Source organism: Chitinophaga lutea (assembly GCF_003813775.1).
Taxonomy (GTDB): domain Bacteria; phylum Bacteroidota; class Bacteroidia; order Chitinophagales; family Chitinophagaceae; genus Chitinophaga; species Chitinophaga lutea.
This window is the reverse complement of record NZ_RPDH01000001.1, coordinates 2,165,500-2,188,376: the sequence shown is the minus strand read 5'-3', so window position 1 is coordinate 2,188,376 and position 22,877 is coordinate 2,165,500. Positions and strand designations below refer to the sequence as shown.

23 protein-coding genes are annotated in these 22,877 nt (G+C 51.6%); 14 read left to right on the top strand and 9 right to left on the bottom strand.

The genetic code is table 11. From position 1 onward, the window contains the following. Positions 1-162: 162 nt before the first annotated feature. Positions 163-2,367 carry a DNA helicase RecQ gene (recQ, locus tag EGT74_RS08835; protein WP_123846145.1) on the bottom strand — a complete coding sequence of 735 codons (2,205 nt, stop codon included), beginning with the start codon at positions 2,365-2,367 and terminating at the stop codon, positions 163-165. A gap of 169 nt (positions 2,368-2,536) precedes the next feature. Here recQ and EGT74_RS08830 point away from each other — a divergent pair, with 169 nt between their 5' ends. Together EGT74_RS08830 and EGT74_RS08825 are read left to right on the top strand one after the other, a co-directional pair. Further along, entirely contained in the window at positions 2,537-3,511 is a 975-nt protein-coding gene (locus EGT74_RS08830) for a KpsF/GutQ family sugar-phosphate isomerase (RefSeq protein ID WP_123846144.1), read from the top strand. A gap of 3 nt (positions 3,512-3,514) precedes the next feature. Further along, positions 3,515-4,606 carry a mannose-1-phosphate guanylyltransferase gene (locus tag EGT74_RS08825; RefSeq protein WP_123846143.1) on the top strand — a complete coding sequence of 364 codons (1,092 nt, stop codon included), beginning with the start codon at positions 3,515-3,517 and terminating at the stop codon, positions 4,604-4,606. Between the two features lie 55 nt (positions 4,607-4,661). Here EGT74_RS08825 and EGT74_RS08820 read toward each other — a convergent pair whose 3' ends face one another. From EGT74_RS08820 to EGT74_RS08810, 3 genes are all read right to left on the bottom strand, one after another. Continuing rightward, the gene (locus tag EGT74_RS08820) at positions 4,662-5,333 is read right to left on the bottom strand and encodes a carbonic anhydrase family protein (RefSeq protein WP_123846142.1); all 672 of its coding nucleotides are present in this window, start codon (positions 5,331-5,333) and stop codon (positions 4,662-4,664) included. 28 nt (positions 5,334-5,361) lie between these two features. Beyond that, positions 5,362-7,008 carry a SulP family inorganic anion transporter gene (locus EGT74_RS08815; RefSeq protein WP_123846141.1) on the bottom strand — a complete coding sequence of 549 codons (1,647 nt, stop codon included), beginning with the start codon at positions 7,006-7,008 and terminating at the stop codon, positions 5,362-5,364. Between the two features lie 217 nt (positions 7,009-7,225). Next, positions 7,226-7,525 (bottom strand): hypothetical protein, encoded by a 300-nt coding sequence (locus EGT74_RS08810; protein WP_123846140.1) that lies wholly within the window; start codon positions 7,523-7,525, stop codon positions 7,226-7,228. A 369-nt stretch (positions 7,526-7,894) separates the two neighbouring features. Between EGT74_RS08810 and EGT74_RS08805 the strand changes: the two genes are divergently transcribed. From EGT74_RS08805 to EGT74_RS08790, 4 genes are all read left to right on the top strand, one after another. Next, positions 7,895-8,236, top strand: coding sequence for a PadR family transcriptional regulator (locus EGT74_RS08805; RefSeq protein ID WP_123846139.1), 342 nt, complete (start codon positions 7,895-7,897; stop codon positions 8,234-8,236). A 43-nt stretch (positions 8,237-8,279) separates the two neighbouring features. Then, a complete protein-coding gene (locus tag EGT74_RS08800; RefSeq protein ID WP_123846138.1) occupies positions 8,280-10,064 on the top strand; it encodes a PspC domain-containing protein in 1,785 nt (594 codons plus the stop codon). A 158-nt stretch (positions 10,065-10,222) separates the two neighbouring features. Then, positions 10,223-12,349, top strand: a complete 2,127-nt coding sequence (gene feoB / locus EGT74_RS08795; RefSeq protein ID WP_123846137.1) for a ferrous iron transport protein B — start codon at positions 10,223-10,225, stop codon at positions 12,347-12,349. Between the two features lie 150 nt (positions 12,350-12,499). Next, positions 12,500-13,387, top strand: coding sequence for a M28 family peptidase (locus EGT74_RS08790; RefSeq protein WP_123846136.1), 888 nt, complete (start codon positions 12,500-12,502; stop codon positions 13,385-13,387). A 34-nt stretch (positions 13,388-13,421) separates the two neighbouring features. On the opposite strand, the gene EGT74_RS08785 is transcribed toward EGT74_RS08790, so the two are convergent. From EGT74_RS08785 to EGT74_RS08775, 3 genes are read right to left on the bottom strand one after another with little or no spacing between them, the layout of a single operon-like run. Further along, positions 13,422-14,846, bottom strand: a complete 1,425-nt coding sequence (locus tag EGT74_RS08785) for a S41 family peptidase (RefSeq protein ID WP_158618067.1) — start codon at positions 14,844-14,846, stop codon at positions 13,422-13,424. Between the two features lie 31 nt (positions 14,847-14,877). Continuing rightward, a complete protein-coding gene (locus EGT74_RS08780) occupies positions 14,878-15,345 on the bottom strand; it encodes a carboxypeptidase-like regulatory domain-containing protein (protein WP_123846134.1) in 468 nt (155 codons plus the stop codon). Positions 15,346-15,355: 10 nt separating this feature from the next. Continuing rightward, entirely contained in the window at positions 15,356-16,009 is a 654-nt protein-coding gene (locus tag EGT74_RS08775; protein ID WP_123846133.1) for a DUF922 domain-containing protein, read from the bottom strand. Positions 16,010-16,218: 209 nt separating this feature from the next. Between EGT74_RS08775 and paaA the strand changes: the two genes are divergently transcribed. Genes paaA through nadD form a run of 5 tightly spaced genes read left to right on the top strand, consistent with a single transcriptional unit; the run spans position 16,219 to position 19,441 of the window. After that, positions 16,219-17,217, top strand: a complete 999-nt coding sequence (gene paaA, locus EGT74_RS08770; protein ID WP_123846132.1) for a 1,2-phenylacetyl-CoA epoxidase subunit PaaA — start codon at positions 16,219-16,221, stop codon at positions 17,215-17,217. A 20-nt stretch (positions 17,218-17,237) separates the two neighbouring features. Then, positions 17,238-17,615: a 1,2-phenylacetyl-CoA epoxidase subunit B gene (locus EGT74_RS08765; protein ID WP_123846131.1), complete on the top strand. Its 378-nt coding sequence runs from the start codon at positions 17,238-17,240 to the stop codon at positions 17,613-17,615. Next, on the top strand, positions 17,612-18,367 hold the full coding sequence (gene paaC / locus EGT74_RS08760) for a 1,2-phenylacetyl-CoA epoxidase subunit PaaC (RefSeq protein ID WP_123846130.1): 756 nt from the start codon (positions 17,612-17,614) through the stop codon (positions 18,365-18,367). Before EGT74_RS08765 ends, paaC begins: the two co-directional genes overlap by 4 nt. After that, positions 18,361-18,846 carry a 1,2-phenylacetyl-CoA epoxidase subunit PaaD gene (gene paaD, locus EGT74_RS08755; protein WP_123846129.1) on the top strand — a complete coding sequence of 162 codons (486 nt, stop codon included), beginning with the start codon at positions 18,361-18,363 and terminating at the stop codon, positions 18,844-18,846. The genes paaC and paaD overlap by 7 nt, the downstream gene beginning before the upstream one ends. Before the next feature lie 22 nt (positions 18,847-18,868). After that, entirely contained in the window at positions 18,869-19,441 is a 573-nt protein-coding gene (nadD, locus tag EGT74_RS08750) for a nicotinate (nicotinamide) nucleotide adenylyltransferase (RefSeq protein ID WP_123846128.1), read from the top strand. A 19-nt stretch (positions 19,442-19,460) separates the two neighbouring features. On the opposite strand, the gene EGT74_RS08745 is transcribed toward nadD, so the two are convergent. Continuing rightward, entirely contained in the window at positions 19,461-20,537 is a 1,077-nt protein-coding gene (locus tag EGT74_RS08745; protein ID WP_123846127.1) for an AI-2E family transporter, read from the bottom strand. A 227-nt stretch (positions 20,538-20,764) separates the two neighbouring features. On the opposite strand from EGT74_RS08745, the gene EGT74_RS08740 reads away from it, so the two are divergent. The 3 genes from EGT74_RS08740 to EGT74_RS08730 are packed head-to-tail and all read left to right on the top strand — an operon-like array spanning position 20,765 to position 21,823. Continuing rightward, positions 20,765-20,959 carry a YtxH domain-containing protein gene (locus tag EGT74_RS08740; RefSeq protein WP_123846126.1) on the top strand — a complete coding sequence of 65 codons (195 nt, stop codon included), beginning with the start codon at positions 20,765-20,767 and terminating at the stop codon, positions 20,957-20,959. A 34-nt stretch (positions 20,960-20,993) separates the two neighbouring features. Beyond that, a complete protein-coding gene (locus tag EGT74_RS08735; RefSeq protein ID WP_123846125.1) occupies positions 20,994-21,407 on the top strand; it encodes a hypothetical protein in 414 nt (137 codons plus the stop codon). A 44-nt stretch (positions 21,408-21,451) separates the two neighbouring features. Then, positions 21,452-21,823, top strand: a complete 372-nt coding sequence (locus EGT74_RS08730) for a hypothetical protein (protein WP_123846124.1) — start codon at positions 21,452-21,454, stop codon at positions 21,821-21,823. A gap of 8 nt (positions 21,824-21,831) precedes the next feature. Here EGT74_RS08730 and EGT74_RS08725 read toward each other — a convergent pair whose 3' ends face one another. After that, on the bottom strand, positions 21,832-22,857 hold the full coding sequence (locus EGT74_RS08725; protein ID WP_123846123.1) for a radical SAM protein: 1,026 nt from the start codon (positions 22,855-22,857) through the stop codon (positions 21,832-21,834). Between the last annotated feature and the right edge of the window lie 20 nt (positions 22,858-22,877).

Sequence of the window (22,877 nt, the reverse complement as noted above, 5' to 3'; positions counted from 1 at the left end):
ACAATCTTTTAAAAAACAAAAAGTTTATGCAAGAATTTCTTGTGTTTCCTGTTTTTCTTTCCGGAAATTTCAGCCGCCGCCCCAATGCTGTTGCGGTGTGGGCGGCGCTTTCATTCCATTTTTTTATAACGTCATTCGGGGTAATGTGCAGGCACACAACGATCAGTTTCCATATTCCACCAGGAACTTGATACGCATCAGTTTCAGCTGCTCGATGGTGTAATTGCCTTCCGTGAGCTCATCTTTTGCGATCTGCAGGCTGGATGTTTCGCAGCCTTTGAAGTATTCGATGATCTCATCCTGCGCATAGTCATCCAACTCTTCGTCGATACAATAATCGAGGTTAAGGCGGGTGCCGCTGGCCACGATGGTTTCCATTTCATCCAGCAACTGGGGAATGCTCAGTTCCTTATTTTTGGCGATAGTTTCCAGCGGCATCTTTTTATCGATGTTCTGGATGATGAACACTTTCAGCCCGCTTTTATTCACCACGCTCTTCATCACAAAATCGTCGGGCTTGGTGATATTGTTTTCTTCCACATACGCCGCAATCACGTCCACGAATTTTTTGCCGTAGCGGATGGCCTTGCCTTTGCTGACCCCCTGGATTTTTTCCAGCTCCTGCACGGTGGTGGGGTATTGGGTGGCCATGTCTTCCAGCGAGGTTTCGAGGAAGATGACGAACGGTGGAAGGTTCTTTTCTTTGGAAACCTTTTTACGCAGGTCTTTCAGCATTTCGAACAGCGCCGGGTCGGCCGACAGCTGTACCTCACCGGAAGTGCCGTCTTCATCATCGCCACCGCCGTCCTCATCGAACTGATGGTTCAGCGCAACGTAGATGGAGTATGGTTTTTTGATGAATTTTCGACCTTTTTCGGTGATCTTCAGCAGTCCGTATTCTTCAATATCCTTATCCAGCAACCCTTCCAGCATCATCTGGCGGATGAGGGAATTCCAGAAATGGGGGTCGAACTCCTTCCCCTCCCCGAACACGTCCAGTTTGTCGTGCCGGAAAGTGGTGATTTGCGGGTTTGTACGCCCTGTAATGATATTTACCACGTATTCGGTGCCGAAGCGCTCTTCGAGGCGCTGAATGGCCTTTAAAACGATTACTACGCGGTTCTTCACCTCGATCTTTTCTTTCGGGTTGCGGCAGTTATCGCATTTGCCGCAGTTTTCCTGCTCGTATTTTTCACCGAAGTAATGCAGGATCACTTTCCGGCGGCAAACGGCGCTTTCCGCGTAAGCCACGGTTTCGTTAATGAGCTGGGCGCCCATTTCCCTTTCGGAGAGCGGCTTATCGCGCATAAGGTGCTCGAGTTTCTGCACGTCCTTGTAGGAGTAAAAGCATACGCAAATCCCTTCCAGTCCATCGCGGCCGCCGCGGCCGGTTTCCTGGTAATAGTTCTCGAGGCTTTTCGGGATGTTGTAATGTATCACGAACCGCACGTCGGGTTTGTCGATTCCCATCCCGAATGCGATGGTGGCCACGATCACTTCCACTTCCTCGAGCAGGAACATATCCTGGCGCTGCGCACGGGTCCCGGAGTCGAGGCCCGCATGGTAGGCCACGGCCTTGATGCCGTTTGCCACCAGCATGTCTGCCAGCTCTTCGGTGGTTTTGCGGTTCAGCGTGTAGATGATGCCGCTTTTACCCTTGTGCAGGTGGATGAATTTGACGATTTCCTTGATGGTCTGCTCTTTTTTGCGCTTGGGCCTGATTTCGTAATACAGGTTGGGGCGGTTAAAAGACGACATGAAAATTTCAGGATTCCGCAGCTCGAGGTTCTTCACGATGTCGCTCTGCACCTTGGGCGTAGCCGTGGCCGTAAGGGCGATAACAGGCAGCTTGTCGCTGATCATGTCGATCATTTCCTTCAGGCGGCGGTACTCCGGGCGGAAGTCGTGCCCCCATTCCGAAATACAATGTGCCTCATCCACGGCGATGAACGAAATATCCAGTTCTTTGAAAAAATCGATGTTTTCCTGCTTGGTGAGTGTTTCCGGCGCCACATACAGCATTTTCGTTTTGCCGGATAGCAGGTCCGTGCGCACCTTTTTGATTTGCGCCTTGGTGAGTGTAGAATTGAGAAAATGCGCCACATTGTCTTTGCTGCTGTAAGAACGTATCAGGTCTACCTGATTTTTCATCAGCGCAATCAACGGGCTCACGATGAGCGCCACGCCGGGGCTCATCAGTGCTGGAAGCTGGTAGCATAAAGATTTACCGCCTCCGGTTGGCATGATCACGAATGTATCTTTTCCGGAAAGTATGCTTTTAATGATCTTCTCCTGATTCCCCTTGAAGGAATCAAACCCAAAGTGTTCGTGTAATGCATCCAACAAACTTACCTTTGCAACAGCCATCACATATTAATTTAACGAATGTAATTCAGTGTAAAACCGAACCGATAGATGAAAATTTTTCAACATGTTTTTTTGGGGGACACGAAATTACTTAAAAAACCAGTTTGTGTCAATATAAATTATATGATCGCTGCCCTTATTTAAAAAATGATAAATTTGTACCCATCGCATGAAACAGAAGACTACGGTAAACATCCGGGAAACAGCGAAGCGGACAATCAGGCTGGAATCAGCTGCCATTGGGAGTTTGGAGCAATTTATCAATGACGATTTTGAACAAACCGTGGAATTGATTGCCCATTGTCAGGGCCGTGTGGTGATGACCGGTATTGGCAAAAGCGCCATAATTGCCCAAAAGATCGTGGCAACGCTCAATTCCACCGGTACGCCGGCCCTGTTTATGCATGCTGCAGACGCTATTCATGGCGATCTGGGGATGATTACGCCCGAAGATGTGGTGATTTGCATCTCCAAAAGCGGCGAATCCCCGGAGATCAAGGTGCTGGTGCCCCTGGTGAATAACCTGGGCAACACGCTGGTGGCCATTGTGGGGAAACCTGATTCATACCTTGCCCGGTCGGCACATTTTGTGCTGAATACTTTCGTTACACAGGAAGCCTGCCCCAATAACCTCGCGCCTACCTCCAGCACCACGGCCCAAATGGTGATGGGCGACGCGTTGGCCGTGTGCCTGATGGAGCTGCGGGGCTTCACTGCGGAAGATTTCGCGAAATTCCACCCCGGCGGTACTTTAGGCAAAAAACTCTACCTGAAAGTGGCAGACCTCAGCCGCCTGCATCAGGTGCCGAAAGTGATGCTGGACAGTACGCTCAGGACCGTGATCGTGGAGATTTCGTCCAAAATGCTCGGTGTTACAGGCGTTGTGAATGAAGCGGGCGGACTGGAAGGGATTATCACCGACGGCGACCTCAGGAGGATGCTGGAAAAGAATATGGATGCATCGGGCGTGAAGGCGGCGGACATCATGAGCCGTAACCCCAAAACCATTCAGCACGACGAACTGGCGGTGAACGCGCTGGAATTGATGCGGGAATATGATATTACGCAATTACTGGTGATGAAAGGTGACCAGTATCATGGAATTATACATTTACACGATTTAATCCGAGAAGGAATTATTTGAGCGATGACATCAATGAACAAACATTTTTATGTGGCCATTATGGCCGGAGGTATTGGTAGCCGGTTTTGGCCTTATAGCCGCACGGACTACCCCAAACAGTTCCTGGACATCTTGAATACAGGTAAAACCCTGCTGCAATGGACCTATGAGCGTTTTTTGCAGTTTATTCCGGAAGAAAATATTTACGTGGTGACCCACCACCAGTATGCTGGTACGGTGGCCAAGCAGTTGCCCAACCTGCCCCAGGAAAACATTGTAAGCGAGCCCTCCCGCAAAAACACGGCACCCTGTGTAGCATATATTTCCCACAAGGTGCATAAGAAGGATCCCAAGGCCAGCATGATTTGTGCACCCGCGGACCATCTCATCATGGACGGGACCGCTTTTACCAGCACCTGCCTGAACGCGCTGCTTTTTGCGCAGAAAAATAATGCGCTGCTGACCCTCGGCATCAAACCCACCCGCCCCGATACCGGCTATGGGTATATCCAGTATGAAACACAACAGGTGGCCGATAATGTCTACCAGGTAAAAACGTTTACCGAAAAGCCCAACCTGGAACTGGCCAAAACGTTTCTTAAGAGCGGCGACTTCCTCTGGAATGCCGGCATTTTCGTGTGGAACACACACAGCATTCTGAAAGCCTTTGCTACCTACCTGCCCGAGATGGATGAGTTGTTCACGCAGGAAAACAGTGTGCTGAACACTTCAGGGGAAAAAGATGTGATCGAAAAAATTTATTCGCAGTGCACCAATATTTCCATCGACTATGGTATCATGGAAAAGGCGGACAATGTGTACGTCATTCCCGCCAATTTCGGCTGGAGCGATCTCGGCACCTGGGCCAGCGCCTACGAGAATCTTGAAAAGGATTACCTGGGCAACGCCGTACAAGGTAAAAACGTGATGGTGATAGACGCAACAAAATGTATGGTGAAAGCGCCTAACGACAAGCTGGTAGTGCTGCAGGGCCTCGACGATATGATTGTGATCGATACAACCGACGTGTTGCTGATTTGTAAGAAAGAAAACGAGCAGCAGATCAAAGAGTACGTGGCCGAAGTGAAACGGCACAAGGGAGACAAATACATGTAAGCATAAAAAAAACCGGAAGTGACTGCTCTTCCGGTTTTTAATTTATACAGGCATTTTACGCCGATACTCCCACTGCCTCCAGGGATTGTCCGATCCGCTTGGTGTGCTCATGGAATGTGACGGTGCCTGTTTCTACATCATACATGGCCCCGATAATCCCGACTTCCCCCTTCTCAATCATTTCTGCAAGAATGACGCTCTGCTCCAGGATGGCCTGTACAGATCGTTCAGTATGTATATTCGTCACCGCCTCCACGAACGCCTGGTTCGATGAGGTACGGTTTTCCCGGATAGTTTTTTCCTGGAAGATAGCGGGCCTTATTTTCCCGAGCAGGCCCGTGAGGTTACCCATTTCCACATGATCGCATGCGCCTTTAATCGCCCCGCAATGTGTGTGCCCCAGCACCACAATGATTTTGGAACGTGCCACTTTACAGGCGTATTCAAGACTGCCAAGCACGTTATCGGAAATAACCGCACCTGCCAGACGGATGCTGAAAATATCGCCTAGGCCCTGGTCGAAAATCAACTCCGCGGAAGTGCGGGAGTCCATACAGCTGACGATGGCGGCAAACGGCCACTGCCCTTCTTTTGTCTGGTTTACCTGCTGTAACAGGTTACGGTTGATGCGAAGGTTGTTCACGAAACGTTCGTTGCCCCTCCGGAGCAGCTCTAAGGCGGTTTCGGGTGTAAGGCTTTCCTGTGTGATTTTATTGTGCGCTTTCATTTTAATTCGTTTTTTAATCGGTGATTACTTAATTCATAGTCAGTTCTTTCAGCAGCTCCCTGTGTGTGCCATTGCTTACGACGCTGGCAGGTTTTTCTTTTTCAGGAGCTTCCAGGAAAACATGTTCTGTGTTGTTGATCTTGTATGCTTCTTTGAATCCTCTGAGCACAACTTTTATTTTTTTCTGCGGCGCTTTGATCTGTGAAAATTCGCGGATGATGTCCAGTACATCCTGGTCGATGTACACCGTTTTGCCGGCATCGATGACGATGGTGCTGTTTTCCGGCAGACGGTCGAGCGTCAGCAGGATATTGGCCTTGTTCAGGAAAGAAACTTCCTGCGACAGTTCCAGCCTGATCAGATCGCCGGTACGGTATTTTTCGCGCTGGAAAAAGTAAGGGCTTTTCATGTTACCCCACATGATGAACAGCACGCTGGTAGCCAGGCCCACGCCCACACCCACGAGCAGGTCGGTGAAAACGATCACCAGCACCGTTACCACGAAAGGTACCCACTGGTATTTGCCTTTTACAAACATCTGTTTGAAAACGGTGGGTTTGCAAAGTTTATAGCCGGTTACCAGCAGCACGGCCGCCAGGGTCGCCAGCGGAATCATGTTCAGCACGGCCGGAATCAGGGCCGCGCACACCAGCAGCAGAACACCGTGGCTGATGGCCGCTAATTTGGTACGGCCACCGGCATTAATGTTGGCCGATGAACGCACAATTACGGAGGTGATGGGAATGCCGCCCACCAGGCCACTGATCATGTTGCCCACACCCTGTGCTTTCAGCTCGCGGTTGGGTGAAGAGTAGCGTTTGAGAGGATCCAGTTTGTCGGTAGCCTCCAGGTTCAGCAGCGTTTCAATGGACGCTACCACGGCAATCGTTGCTGCGCTCAGCCAAACGGCGCCGTTGGTCAGCTGACCGAAGTCGGGGATGGTGAATTGTCCCACGAAATCATTGAACGAGCTGGCTACGGGCAGGCTCACGAGATGGCTTTGCTCCAGGCCCAGCGGCGAGCCGATGGCCAGGAAGAATTGGTTAAGGCCCACGCCTACCAGCACAGCTACCAACGCTGCCGGCACAGCTTTCAGTTTGGGGATTTTGGCCCAATACAGCAGTATCGCAATGGATATGATGGTAATGAGCACCGCGCCCCAATGGATATGATTCAGTGTACTGAGCAATGCGGTAAATGTGTTTTCGCCATCCGTCTGAATGAATGCAAAATCTCCTTCTGTATCCGCATCGTACCCGAAAGCATGCGGAATTTGTTTCAGGATGATAATGATACCGATGGCGGTCAGCATCCCGGTGATGACATTGGAGGGGAAATAGTTGGCGACGGAGCCGGCACGCAGGAAGCCCAGCACCAGCTGCATCAATCCGGCCAGTACGACGGCAAGCAGAAACGTTTCAAATGCCCCCAGAGAGGTAATGGCAGACAGCACGATGGCGGTCAAACCTGCAGCAGGGCCGCTCACACTCAATTGCGAGCCGCTGAGAGAACCGATAACGATGCCGCCGACAATACCGGCGATCATACCTGAAAACAACGGCGCTCCGGACGCAAGCGCAATGCCGAGACACAATGGAACGGCGATCAGGAACACTACAAGTCCCGAAGACAGATCGCCTTTAATATTGGAGAAAATAGAATTTTGCTTGTTCATGATGAACGTTAGTTTATGATTACACACCGGTATGCAGCAGTCATGATGCATATCGCCGAAGCTGCGGGACCTGCGAACCGGCCTGTATCAACGGATGATTACAGGCCACAACGCAAATCCGCGGGCATCGCGAAATCCGTGCGTAATGCTTGATGTAGAATAAAAACAAAGTCGGAAAGGCGGTTACTGCCTGGAATGGCAGCAACGCAACATGGCATTAACCCAGGTAATTGGGAGGTGGGGTCTGGATTTCCTGAATAGGGCTGGTCGGAATGTCTTCACGGTACCCGTATGAAAAAGTGTTCAGGAAAAGATTCGGGTTCATTTCGGTTTCGTAGTCCGAATAACGATGACAATTGATGTCATTATAAGAAAGTTTCACGCCTTTGGATGAGGAGCATCCGTCCACGTGTTCTTCCACGATCTGGTTATTAAACAGCAGTTTCCCTACTTCCTTTATGGGAAGCACCTGAATGCACATCAGGCTCATGAGAAATATACTGAGTAATCTTTTCATTCGGCTCGAATCCAGTTTATCGTTCCGCAAAAATAACTCCCAGGCACAAGAAATCATATTCTTCCATGTCAAAAAAATGTTAAATGACCCGCTAGCCCCTTATAAATCTGTCACTTATAGTAGTTCCGCGTCTTATCCCTCCCATTTGCCGCTCATCACAATTTAAAGAAGCACCATTTTGGGCACTTCTCACATAACGCTCACAGAATCAGCAGATTGTTGATGAGTAGCGGTAATGTTCTAAGCAAGTTATTTTGCATTGTTTGGTATTGTGTATTGCATAGTAGTATATTTTCTCTATCTTTGTGTTGTGAAGATGATAGAATGGTCATCTTCAACCGTAAATCAGATTTTTAAAGCTCACTTGCCATGAACATAGACAACACGCAATCACAGATGAGGAAAGGGGTGCTCGAATTTTGCATCCTGTCCATCATCAAGCAAGGCGAGGCTTACCCTTCAGACATTATTGAAAAAATGAAAGAAGCAAAGCTGGACATCCTGGAAGGGACACTTTATCCCCTACTGACACGCCTGAAGAACGCTGAGCTGCTCACCTATCGCTGGGTGGAAAGCAGTTCCGGCCCCCCGCGGAAATATTTTTCCATGACCGAAAAAGGAGAAGCCTTTTATTTGGACCTGGAAAGCACATGGAATGAACTGGCCAACGCCGTACACCAGCTCACCCAACAAAACAATACCATCCAATAATAATATCCATCCGGTAACCTAAAACCTAAATCAGTATTAGAAGATGAAAAAGATTATCAATATAAACTTGTCCAGCCGCCTGATCCCCATCGAGGACAGTGCCTACGAGATCCTGCGGCAGTACCTGGATAGCCTCAGGCGGTATTTCTCGCAGGAAGAAGGGGCGGAGGAAATTGTAGGAGATATTGAAAGCCGTATTGCAGAAGTATTTCAGGATAAGATCCGTAAAGGTGCGCATTGCATCACCGATGAGGACGTGCTCGCGATCAAAACCTCTATGGGTACGCCTGAACAGTTCGGCGACGAACCGTTGAACAGCACAGGCAGCAGCAAGAGCCAGTCTGCCGGTACGGAAAGCTTTTCAACCTATATCCGCCCCCGGAAACGTTTTTACCGCGATGGCGACAATAAAGTATTGGGTGGTGTGTGCAGTGGGCTGGCGGCGTACTTTAATGTAGACCCCATCGTATTCCGGATTGTTTTTGCCGTGATGGCCATCGGCCTGTGGGGCGGCGGCATCCTCCTGTATTTCATTCTCTGGTTTGCAACCCCTGAAGCATCCACAGCCGCGGAAAAGCTGGAAATGCGGGGGGAGCGCGTAGACCTCAATAACATCAAGGCCACCGTGCAGGAAGAGATGAATTCTTTCCGTTCCAGAATGGAAAGAATGGGAGACGATGTGAAAAATTTTTCGGAGGGCCGCGGGAAACAGTTCGGTAAAGACGCCGGAACTGCGATAGAAGGCTTCTTCAGGGGACTCGCAAACGCCATCGCATTCATCGCCAAAGGCTTCTTCGTGTTCCTTGCAGTAGTGCTGCTTTTTGTATCGGTAGTAGGGCTCATCGTTGCTGCTATCTTTTCCGCGGTCCTTTTCCCTATCAAAGACCTGATCCTGGACAACGGTGTACAGAGTATCCTCTTCTGGCCGGCGCTCACGCTGCTGATCGGCATCCCCATCCTGGCGCTCATCATGTTCCTGGTAAGGAAGATGGCCGGCATCCGCCAGACCAATAAATATTCCGGCTATACCCTCGGTTTCCTCTGGGTATTGGGCGTGATCTTTACCATCTGGCTGTGCATTTCCGTATCGCTCGACTTCAGCGTAAGGCCGCAGCCGGCAACGGAAAACTACGCCATCACCCAGCCCACTTCCGATAAGCTGGTTATCCGCAAAGCGGACGATATCGTGGAGATGGATGAAGTGAACATTTTCGACGGGCACCTGCGGGTGGTAGACGATACGGCCATTGTGGGCGATATCCGCATCGAATTTGACCGCAGTCCGAACGACAGCTTTGCCGTACGGGTGAAAAAAAGCTCCCGGGGCAGAACCTGGCGCCAGGCTACCACGCTCGCCAATGAAATCGAGTTCCAGCTGAAACAGCAGGATTCCGTACTGCTGATTCCTTCAGGGTTTTCCATCCCCCGCAGGTCGCTGTACCGCAACCAGCGTATCGACATCGAGATCCTGGTGCCTGTGGGCAAAAGAATCGTGGTGGACCGCGACGCCCGCTATTACTTCAACTTCGACCGCAACTGGCGGCATGAGTGGTGGGACGACCGCGACGCCGACTGGGATAACAATAACCAGATTGATGTGAAAATGAACGAAGACGGCTGGGAGCGCAAGGTGAACGTGGAAGAGCAACAGGAAAAGTCCCGCCAGGACTCCCTGCACCAGCATTACCGCTACAAGGGCCGTGAGCAGCAGGCGCCCGCCACCACGCCGGTGGAAGACAGCTCCGAAAAAGAGAAAAAGCAGTCGGCCAGCAGTCCTACCCTCCGCCTGGTGTCATTCCTCTTCTCTAACCCGGCTACCAATTACTAGCAATAAATCGTCACAATAAGTTTAGTTTCAATAAACTGAAGAACCGCGGTATCCACCGCGGTTTTTTCGTGTTACAACGTAATTTTCCCGATCCGATCACTCCGGTACCCTTATTATTGCTAGTTTTGCATATTCAAAAATCAGGAGATCAGATAAGGATGAAGGTACCAATTAATATTGCACTGGTAGGGAATCCAAACAGTGGTAAAAGCTCTCTTTTTAATGCGCTCACCGGTTTAAACCAGAAGGTGAGTAATTTCCCTGGTGTTACGGTCGACAAAAAGACTGGTACTGCCCGCATTTCCCAGCAATTGGAGGCGAATATCATTGACCTGCCCGGTACCTACAGCCTGTATCCCAAAAGTGCGGATGAATTTGTGACCTACGACGTGCTCCTGAACCCCTCCGGCAAAGACCGGCCCGACATGGTGCTGATCATCGCCGATGCCTCCAACCTCAAAAGAAACCTGCTCTTCTGCTCCCAGATCATCGACCTGAAAATGCCTGTGATTATCGGGTTGACCATGATGGACCTGGCCAAGAAAAAGGGTGTGGAGATAGATCTCGCCGGCCTCGAGCGTGAACTGGGCGTGCCGGTGGTGGCCATCAATCCCCGGAAAAACAAAGGCCTTCCCGCGCTGAAAAAAAACATCGAGCTAATCGCGCAGGAAAAATTCGGCGCTCCTGCGAGGGACTTCATCGAAAACCATGCGCTGGCACCGGCGGTGGTACACGAATTGAACCAACTGTTGCCGCTCAGGAGCGACTATGCTGCATTGCACGTGGCGGTAAATTACGACGAACTGACGTTTCTGGATAAACACAAACAGGCGGCGGTACGTGAGCTGCTGCAAAAAAATAATTTCAATAAAACCAAGGTACAGGGTGAAGAGATCATGCAACGGTATGCCCGCATCAAACAAATCATGCATGGTACCGTGGTAGAGACCGATCCCCTCCAACAGCAGCTGCAAACCGAACGGATAGACAACCTCCTGCTCCACCGCTTCTGGGGCTATGCGATTTTGCTGGCCGTATTGTTTTTGCTGTTCCAGAGCATTTTCTGGCTGGCCTCCTACCCGATGGACCTGATAGACGCAGGTTTCGGCTCACTCAGTGGCTGGCTTTCGAATGTATTGCCGGACAATCAGCTGAGCGATATTTTCATCAACGGCATCATCGCCGGTTTGGGCGGCATTGCAGTGTTCATTCCTCAGATCATGATTTTGTTCGGGCTGATCACGGTTCTGGAAGATACGGGCTACATGGCGCGCATCAGTTTCCTGACAGACCGGCTGATGCGCCAGGTGGGCCTGAACGGCAAATCCGTGATGCCCCTCATCAGTGGTGTGGCCTGCGCCGTGCCGGCTATCATGGCCGCCCGGAATATCGAAAACCGGAAAGAACGCCTCATCACCATCATGATCACCCCGCTGATGAGCTGCTCCGCGCGCCTGCCCATTTATACCATCATGATCGCCCTCGTCATCCCTGACAAAGCCGTGCTCGGCTTTATGAGCCTGCAGGGCCTGGCGATGATGATCCTTTACCTGCTGGGCTTTTTTATGGCGGTGCTGGTAGCGGCGGTGATGAAGCTGTTCGTGAAAATCAGGGAAAAAAGTTATTTCATCATGGAACTGCCCGTATACCGCGCGCCGCGCTGGAAAAACGTAGGCACCACCATGGTAGAGAAAGCAAAAATATTCGTGACGGATGCCGGCAAGGTGATCATGATCATTTCCATCGTTCTCTGGTTCCTGGCTTCTTACGGCCCTTCAGGGAAAATGGATGCCGTGCATACCAAATATGAACAGTTACAGGCGCAAACTACAGACAGCGTACAGCTTGCCGACATCGACCACCAGTTCCAGTCTGAAAAATTGTCTGCCTCGTACGCCGGCATTCTCGGCCATGCGATCGAGCCCGTGGTAAAACCGCTCGGCTTCGATTGGAAAATCGGTATTGCACTGATTACTTCTTTCGCTGCGAGAGAAGTATTTGTGGGCACGATGGCTACCCTCTACAGTGTAGGCGAAGCCGATGAAACAGATGCAACCCTCCGTGAAAAGATGGCATCAGCCACCCGCATCGACGGAACGCCGGTGTATACGCTGGCGACGGGCCTTTCCCTCATGATTTTTTATGCCTTTGCCATGCAGTGCATGAGCACGCTGGCCATCGTAAAACGTGAAACCAAAAGCTGGAAATATCCCATCATCCAGTTCGTGTACATGACGGCACTGGCGTATATCTGCAGTTTTATCGTGTACGAAATATTCAAATAAGCGAGCGGATTTCCCGTTGACGGTATTTCGACCTTTTCCTGTTAGCAGGAAAACAGGATTGCCTCAACTTCGCCATCATGCTGATTCGAATATTCAAACCCCGCCTGCAGTTCCTTCCGGCGGATTGCTTACATTTGAAAAAAGCCCTGCATGAAAAAGCTCCTGACAGCCCTGAGTTGTTTCATTTCCAGCTCCGCCTTTGCGCAGATCGACTCCGCACAGCTGATGAAAGATGTGCAAACCCTCGCCGCCGATAAAATGGAAGGCCGCAAAGCCGGTTCCCGGGGCAACCGGATGGCGCAGTTTTATTTGCTCGACCGGTTTAAGCAGGTGCCGCTGCAATCTTTCAACAATACTTTCGAACAGCCCTTTTATTTTACCCGCAGCGACAAACGCACCATGGGCACAAACCTTTATGGCTATGTGAAAGGCCGGGTGGACAGTTTTGTCGTGATTTCCGCTCACTACGACCATGTGGGAATCGGCAAGCCCAACCAGGAAAAAGACAGTATCTATAACGGGGCAGACGACAATGCCTCCGGCGTGGCCGTGCTGCTGGCCATTGCCAAATATTATGCGGCACACCCGCCGAAATACAACCTGATTTTTGCCGCATTCGATGCGGAAGAAATGGGGTTACAGGGTGCCAAAGCTTTTGTGGCCCGGCCGCCTGTGCCGCTGGCGCGCATCGTGGCCAACCTGAATATGGACATGGTAAGCCACAACGATAAAAATGAGCTGTGGGTGTGCGGCACCTCCCATTACCCGCAGTTGAAACGATATATAACGGCCGTTGCGCCAAACAGCCGGGTCAGCCTGCCGATGGGGCACGACCAGGAAAAAGACAGCAGCCAGAACTGGACGAACCAGAGCGACCATTACGAGTTCCACAAAGTCAAAATCCCATTTCTCTATTTCGGGGTGGAAGACCACCCGGACTATCACCAGCCTTCCGACGAATTCAGCCGCATCAATCCCACATTTTTCTACAACGCCGCCCAAGCCCTCCTGAACGTGGTGAAAGCGATCAACGAATAAAAAAGCGGCCCATTCAGGCCGCTCTTTTTTTCTATCAGAAGTTTGGTTTTTGTTCTATCAGCTGGTTGGCGTAGGCCTTCCGTTGCTGGGAACCTCCCACGAACCGCAGCAGGCTACGGGCTGTTGTTTCTCCCGCCGCCATGCGAGCCGGCGGCGTGCCCAGTATTCTCGTCAGCGCAGCATACAGCAGTGGCTCTTTTACGTCGCCCAGCGTACCCATGCGGAAACTTTCTTTTATTACTACGTCCGGCACAAAGCCCGTGGTGTAATCAGACTTGCCTTCGGCGTTGAAACTTTTCGTCACGATCGGTTGTAGCCCCCATGTGTTGCGGCGGTCGTCGGTTTTGTAAATGCTCCATGACCCTACGTTTTTGCCATAGGTGGTATCGCCCACGATGGCCACGGGCATGTAAGGCCGCAGGCCGTTGATAAGCAGCTCGCTGGCGGAAGCGGAACTGCGGCTGGTGAGTACCACCACCTGGTCCAGCTGGTTGCCGATATTGTTGGCTTCGGCGCTGAATTTCTGAATGAAATAACCTGCGCCGAGTTCCTTGGTGATTTCGGCAGTGAGGGTTTTATTGTATTCACGGCGGAAAAACACCTTATCGGCCGAGAACCCCTTTATGATATTGCTGGCCAGGTTGACGGTAGACCGGCTGTCGCCGCCCGGGTTGTAACGTAGGTCGAGCACCAGGGAGGTGACGCCGCGGGCTTTGAGGCGGCCGAACACTGCATCTACCTGATTGTCGTACAGGCTGGATGAATCTCCTTTATCTGGTGCAAAAAAGTTGTACATGAAGTACCCGATTTTTTTGCCGTTGATTTCGTACACCGAGTCGAGGTACACCGGGTTTTCGGCAAACTCCGCTACGGTGAGGTTGATGGGGTTGCCAGGAGCGGTGGAGCTGTCTTTACCGTCAGAGCCCGGAATTATTTTGGAAATGCGCAGGGTATGATTTTGTTCCAGTGCGCTGAGAAATGCATCCACGTCGGCGCCGGAGCTGTAGGTGTATTCTTTACCGTTCACGCCCCAGAACACGTCGCCTCTTTTGAGGCCTGCCGCTTCTGCGGGGGAATTTTTCTTCACATACTGGATTTGTGCGCCCAGCTTCGACTGCCCGAATAAAAAGAGCGACACGCTGTAGCCCGCTTCCTTGTTAACCCCGCTCAATGAAGCCAGCAGGGTTTTATAATCCTCCACGATCCATGAAAAGCGGTCGTCGGGGCGTTTCAGCAGCCCGTAGAAAAAATCGCCCGGCGCCTGGGTGCGGTCAGGATTGGATGGGATATTATCCGTCCAGTAATAGTCCGACTTCATACTCTCGTAAATCCAGTCGTTGACATATTTATTGTCGTTCTGAGGGCCGGGATCGGGGGCTGTTTTATTCTTCTTGCAGGAAAAAAGGGCCATTCCCGTAGTGGTGTAAAGCAGGTACCGTAGCGCTAAGCGTTTTGTCATATGGATCTGTGTTTCTAATGTCATGGAGCGGTTAATTCCGCTGTAATTTAACGGTTATCAGGCTATCCGGCTGCTTAAAAACGTCCAGTTTCCCCGTTTGGTAGCCTTTGCGGGTGAAACTCAGGCGGGTGCCTGCCTTCACGCCCTGAATATAAAAACGGCCATGGTTGTCGATATTCGCTTTGCGGTAGCCGCCACCGGACGATGCGGCTTTGACCTTACGGAGCGGTTTGCCCTGCTGATCCGTCACAAGTCCGGAAACATCGAACTCCTGTTCTTCCAGCTGGATCACGATCACCCGTACCCCGGGCAGCATACCGGCGGCCATCGCACGTTGGCCGCCAATCACGTCCATCTTCCGGATTTTCAGGCCCCGGAGGTCAGCAGAATCTGCCGGGAGACCGTTGACGAGGTAGATGGAACGGCTTTTTGCCGTATCGGTCTGTTGTGCAGCGGCGGCGGTGCTAACCAGGAGCAGTAATATTAAAAACGGATTCATATTTGAATTATTATATCCTTCCGTCCGCCGGTTTCACACCTTCGCCGATCAGTTCCTGCCTTATTTTCCTGCGCCACTCCAACTGCCGGGCCGCGTTCTGGCCGCTGTGCACCTCGTCGTCGTAAGCTTCCTGCATGCGGTTCATTTCCCGGAACGATTCGAGGTATTCGAACTGGATGCGGCTGTCGTGATCGTCCATCGTCAACGGCAGGCGCATGATTTTTTTCCGGAAGCGCTCGGCCACGAGGCGCGTGATGTCGAAATGAATTTGTTCGTGTTCCAGCGTGTGCTGGCTGGGAGGCATCGTGCGCGACCAGGAGGCGCTTTTGACCCAGAAAACCTGCAGGATGAGGGTGATTTCGAGCGTGTCGCGGAACCTGCGGGAGCTGCCGTCGAAAGCGAAGCTCGTAAAACTCACCGCCTCATTTCTGCTGCCCGGGCGGGGGGCGCCGCGATAATCGCGCGCCTGCACAGGGCGCTGGTGGTAAAAAAGCGTGTCCGAATTTTCATCTTCCGGCCGCGCATCCTCGACGAAGATGATTTTGATGATTTCGAGAGAGGATTTTCCCTGCGGTGAATATCCAAAATGACGGGCCCCGGGCGCTGGTGATGGGTTTCCTGTCAGTTTTCTTTCTGTTGTCGAACCGCGATCATCTGCATGCATCTTTGCATTTCCTCCCCCTGTGGGAACAGGCGGTTGCCCGACTTCAACGGCACCGGTACAGCACAAACAAAACAGCGTGAAAAGTGCGGAAAGCATAGGTAATAAAGTTCGTGAAAATTAGCCGGAAATCGCGCATCGGCCTACAAATACCCGAATTGGGCGGGAGCACAAAAATCCGTAATTTACGGTATTACCAAAACAATCATCCCATGTACGGCGGTGGATACATTTTTGACGAGCCCAACAAACGGCAGTTGAAAGACGAGCAATTGCATGACGACCCGGAAAAACTCGCGGAATTCGAAGCGCGCATCGACCGGGGCGAAAAAATCGAGCCGGGGGACTGGATGCCCTCCGAATACAGGCGGCAACTTATCCGCCTCATCGAACAGCACGCCCATTCTGAAATCATTGGCGCCCTGCCCGAAGGAACCTGGATTACCCGCGCCCCCGGGTTCAAGCGGAAGCTGGCGCTGATCGCCAAGGTGCAGGACGAGATCGGTCACGGGCAACTGCTGTACAATGCGGCGGAAACACTCGGCAAAAGCCGCGAAGCAATGATCAACGACCTGCTCAGCGGGAAATCAAAATATTCCAACGTATTTAACTACCCGGCTGAAACCTGGGCAGATGTAACCGTGATCGGTTTTTTGATAGACGCCGCGGCCATCGTGAACCAGGTGGCCAATGCCAAAGGTTCCTACGGCCCCTACTGCAGGGCGTTGGAAAGAATTTGTTACGAAGAGAGTTTTCACCTGAAGCAGGGGCACGATGCGTTCATCGAACTGGCCACCGGTACGCCGGCGCAGCGCGCGATGCTGCAGGACGCCCTCAACCGCTGGTGGCAGCCCATCATGCACTTTTTCGGCCCGCCGGATAAAAGTTCCGTGCACAGCGAAAAACTGATGCAGTGGAAAGTGAAAATGGCCAGCAACGACGAAATGCGCAACCAGTTTCTCGACACCTACGTACCGAAAATATGGGAGCTGGGCCTCACCCTGCCCGACGAAAACCTCCGTAAAAACGAAAGCACCGGCAGGTGGGAATTTTCAGACCCGGATTGGGACCTGTTCAAAAAAGTGATCAATGGCGGTGGCCCCTGTAACAAGGAGCGACTCGACGTGCGGAAATGGGCAGAGGAACACGGCCGCTGGGTAAGGAAAGCCCTCATGAACCCGGCAGATAAAACCGCCGCACCGGTGGCGTAAGGACTTGCAAAACGACCAGCATGGAAAACAACCAATCATTAGATCCCCGCGTAAACCGCCTGCAGCTAAGTGCTTCCGGAGAACCGGTAGTAGTGCAGGACGGTGAGAACTGGAATGTATTCGAAGTATTTCACCAGGAAAAAAGAGGCGCCCACCACGAGCACGTGGGCTGTGTACACGCCCCCAACGCCCAACTGGCGCTGGTTTTTGCCAAAGAGCAATTCGCCCGCCGGAAAAAATGCTTCAACCTCTGGGTCGTGCGCAGTGCAGACATCCTCGCTTTCAGCGCCGAAGATGAGGACATGTTCGCCAACAACCTCGATAAAACTTACCGCGACGCCAGCGGATTTAAAGTCATGGAAAAAATCAACCGCTTTAAAAAATCAGGAAAAGAATGAACCCAGCACTCCACTACCTGCTCACTGCCATGGCAGATGACGCGCTGATACAGGGCCACCGGAATTCGGAATGGACGGGCCTGGGGCCCATTATGGAGGAAGACATCGCCTTTTCTTCCATGGCGCAGGACAAGATCGGGCATGCCTGGGCCCTCTACCGTGTGCTGCACGAAGAGCTGGGCGGGACCGACCCTGACCGGTACGCCTTCCTGCGCAACGAAAAAGAATATAAATGCTGCCACCTGGTGGAACTGCCCAATGGCGAATACGACTTCAGCCTGATGCGGCATTTTTTGTTCGACCATGCCGAAGCGGTGCGCTACAGCCGGCTCGAACAAAGCACCTTTGCCCCGTTGCAACCACTCGCCCGAAAGCTGAAGGGCGAAATCAAATACCACACCCTGCACGCCAATGCCTGGATTTCGCAGCTGTGCCGGGCCGGCGAAGAAAGTTATGCCCGGATGCAAAGCGCACTCGACTACTGCTTTCCGCTGGCGCTGGGCCTGTTTGAGCCCGGCGACCATGAGCAGGAACTGGTCGCGGAGGGTATATACCCCGGGGAAAAAGCCTTGCAGGATCTGTGGTTGGACCGGATTTATAACATTCTGGCCCTTGCAGGCCTCAACCTCCCGGATGCAGGCACTACGGAACCGGCCTACGGCGGGCGCAAGGGATATCACACCGCGTTTCTGCAGCCGCTGCTCGGCGAAATGGGCGCAGTATTCCGCACAGATCCGGAGGCCATATGGTAATCAGCAAAGAAAATATCTACAAAGCCCTCGAGCAGGTGATGGACCCGGAAATTCCGGTGCTGAACGTGCTCGACCTGGGCATGATCACCGCCGTGGAGCTCGACGGGGAAACCGTGCATGTGAAGATGATACCTACCTTCGCCGCCTGTCCGGCTGTAGACATCATCCGGCGGAACATCCGTACCGTGCTGGAAAAGGAGCTGAACACCCCCGTCACCGTGGAAATCGATAAAACCGCGCACTGGAGCAGCAACCGGATGACCGATGCGGCCCGGCAGAAGCTGCTCGATTTCGGCATCGCGGCGCCCCAGGTGCATAACGGGGAGGCCTACTCGGAAATCCTCCTGCAAACCCCCTGCCCTCATTGCGGAAGCGACAATACCTACCTGCGCTCCCCCTTCGGATCCACGCTCTGCCGCGCCATCCATTATTGTAAGGACTGCGGGCAGGTGTTTGAGCATTTCAAGCCGCTCGAGTAACATTTTCTTGTATCTTGCCGCCATGAAAATTGGTTTATATTTTGGCTCCTTCAACCCTATACACACCGGGCACATGATTATCGCCAGTTTTATGGCCTATCATACCGACCTGGATAAGGTATGGCTGGTGGTTTCACCGCATAACCCGTTGAAAGCCTCTTCCTCCCTTCTCAACGAGCACCACCGTTTTCACCTCGCTGAAATGGCGGTACAGGATGAGCCCCGGTTGCGGGTGAGCAACATCGAGTTCTCCCTCCCCCGCCCGTCTTTCACGATCGATACGCTCACCTACATGACCGAGAAATTCCCGACCCAGCAGTTTGTCGTGATCATGGGCAGCGACAGTTTTCAGAACATTCCCCGCTGGAAAAATTACGAACAACTGCTCGCCAACTATGAAATCTATATCTATAACCGGCCCGGCCATGAAGTGAAAGATACTTTCGGCGCCAGGGTGACGATTGTGGATGCACCCTTGCTCGACATTTCAAGCAGCAACATCCGGAAGTGGGTACAGGAAGGCAAATCCGTTCGTTATATGGTGCCGGATCCGGTCTGGAAGTACATGGCGGAGAATAATTATTACAAAGGCTAGCAGTCAACAAACTGTGGAATTATTCCCCCGTTTGTTTCATTTTCTTTTCTTTCGAAGGATGTGTTTTGACGATTTTCACCTCTCTTTTCTTGACGAGGTATTCGTTGGAGTAGATGCGGATCAGCACGATAAACAATGAGATCAGCAGCGGCCCGAAAATGAGGCCTATAAAGCCGAACAGGCTTACGCCGATGATCACGCCGAAGATGGTGATCAGCGGGTGCACGTCCCCGATTTTTTTAGCCAGCATCATACGGAACAGGTTATCGCAGGTGCCCACCACCCCGAAGCCATAGGCCAGTACGGCGATGCCCTGCCAGGTTTCCCCCGCGGACAGCATATAAACGCCCATCGGCACATACACCGCTGCAGCCCCGATAATGGGCAGCATGGCGGTGAAGCTGGTCACTACAAACCAGAACACCGGTTCCGGCACCCCGAATATCAGGTACCCGATCAGCGAAACGATACCCTGGATGAGCGCGATGAGCGGGATGCCGATGGCGTTGCTGATCACCATGTTTTTGGTTTCTTTTCCTAACAGTTCCACATTTTCGTCTTTCAGCGGTATATATTCATACAGCGCTTCTTCCATTTCGCGGGCATGCACCAGCATGAAATAGAGGATAAAATACATGATGGCGACGGCGGTGAGGGTATTGAAAGTGGCGCCCACAAAGCCCGGCAGCACATTGGTGATATATTCCTGGAGCTTTTGCAGTCGGGCGGGCGTCATCAGGTCTATCCCGAAGGATTGCTCCAGGCGGCTGTTCATCGTCTCGATGCCTTTGATCAGCTCCGAGGAATGGGTAATCGCATAGGTCACCTTGGCGGTGAGCATATTGACGAGCATGCTGATGGGCAGCAGGATGATGAGAAAAGACAGGATCATGATCAGCGCCGCGGCCCAGGGCTTCCGCCACCGCCGGACTTCCACCAGCCGGAACATGGCTCGCCGGGACAGAATATAGAGCGTTATGGCCCCCAGGAAGCCCGGGAAAAAGGCGTACAGCTCTTTGAACAGCAAGATGCCGAGAAAGGCAATAATCAGTAGAAAAACAATTTGTTTGAGGCGTTCATTGTCCAGGTAGCTCATAGTGATTGCTTGGTAGTGGATTCAAACCTACGTGATTTTCGGAAATGCACAAACTATGCCATTGGGAGGGGGAGCGCGGCTCCACCGGGAACAATATGGTTGTTTTTTCTTTAAATCCCCGGGAGTGAACAATTATGGAACAAAGTTTGTAACCTTTAATGCGGAGTTGTAGGAACACCCCGTACTCCCTGGAACCCAAATCTTTCACATTTTAAAAACTATAAACTATGAGCAGAAGTTCAAAAGCAGTGGTATCTTTTATAGTAGGGGCCGCTGTAGGCGTAGCTGTGGGCTACTTTCTTAATTCCGACAAAAAAGACGAGCTGGTAGAAAAACTGAAATACCAGACAGGTAAACTGAAGGACAAATTCCGCGCAAAAAAGCAGCAATTCGAAGATGCTATTGAAAATGAATTAACTTAATGGTTACATTGTAGCATCTCAAAATTCACTTTGCATGGAAGATAATTTTTCCAACTATTTTTCAGAGACGGGCAAGGTAGCCAGGAATTACCTGGAAACCCGCCTGGACCTGATAAAACTGCAGGCAGCCGGAAAGCTGTCGAAAGCGTTAGGTCTGTTCTTTTCGCTGATTATGGCTTTCCTGCTGTTCTTTTTTGTAATTGTTTTCCTGGGAATGGTGGTTGGATTCTGGATCGGGGAAATGACAGACAGCTTTGCCATCGGATTTTCCTGTGCCGCCGGATTTTTTGTGCTGCTTTTCGTGATACTCATTCTTTTCCGCAAATCGATCATCCAACGACCACTCGCCAATATGCTGGCGGCCGAACTGGTTGAGGAGATTGAAGAAATGGAAGAACGCCGCGAAGAAAGAAGGGAAGAAAAACGCGAGGAGAAAGCAGCGGAGTAAAGAAAAAAACAACATCCTGATGAAACATTAATACGCGCCTGCACATGCCAAAAGTTAAAGTTAAGAACATGGAGCAGCTGGATATAGAAATCCAGCGATTGAAGGAGAAGACGCGCCGGCTCGAAAATGAGCTGGGTGAGCGGATCGATCACCTGAAAGGCAATTACAAATCCATGGCGATGAATACCGTTGTACCCGGTATCGCAAAAAGCGGCGTGCTGGGTATTGTTGGCGGCATCGCCAAAACGGCATGGAAAAGCGGCGCCACAAAATCGGTGCTGACGTCTGCCCTCATCACGGCCGCCGAATTCATCGGCGTGCGCCTGGGCATTAAATTATTTGATAACATCCGCAACAAGCGGCGCCGTAAAAAAGCCTCGGCTGCCCGTTCACACGAAGAAGAGGATGAAGGCTGAGCCGGGTCCTAGCCCCATACTTTTGTACCCTCACTGCAATTTGCACAAATATCAATATGCTTGCGCCCTTTGATGATCTGGCTGCGGAAACGCAGGTAGTTTTCGTTATGCCATAAGGTTCTGAAAGTACTGGTTTTCAGGTCGCCAAGGCGGTGCTGGGCATCTTTATCGAAGCAGCAGGGCACTACCAGCCCGTCCCAGGTAATCACCGGCGAATGCCAGAGGCGCCAGCAGTGATTGCCCAGTTTATTTTTAATGGCGTAAGTGCCGTCTTCGTTCTTTTTATAGCGGGAGTACTTGTCGATAGTGGGGATTAGCCGGTTGCCTTCTTCATAATCATATACCTGCGCGGTTTTGAAGCGCACTTCATCTACCCCGATTTCCGCCGCCAGTTTTTTAATGTCCTCTATTTGGTGCTCATTCGGTTTCACCACCAGGAACTGGAAGAAAACAAAGGGTTTGGTGGCATTCAGTTCTTTTTTCCACTTCACGATATTTTTAGCCCCTTCTATCACTTTATCCAGCTTGCCCCCCACGCGGTATTGCGTGTACACGTCCTGCGTAGTACCGTCGATGGAGATGATCAGCCTATCGAGGCCGCTTTCCACGGTTTTTCGCGCATTCTCGTCCGTAAGATAGTGTGCGTTGGTGGAGGTGGCAGTGTAAATGCCCTTGGCGGAAGCATATTTCACCATATCGAGGAAAGCCGGGTTCAGGTAGGGCTCTCCCTGGAAATAGAAGATGAGATACAACAGCTCTTTATGCAGCTCGTCGATGGTTTTTCTAAAAAAGTCGTTTTGCAGCATGCCGGTAGGCCGGGTGAACGCCCTCAGGCCGCTCGGGCATTCGGGGCACCGGAGATTGCAGGAGGTGGTGGGTTCGAAGGAGATCGAAATCGGAAAACCCCATTGCACCGGCTTGTTCGTCCATTTGCTCCAGTAGTAGCTGCCCAGCACCTTGCCGGCATTCCAGCCACGGCGAAAAGTGAACTTGGAAAGGAAATTCAATGCATCGTTGATGTTTGGTTTGGGCATGGCCTCGCGTTCTTTAAGGT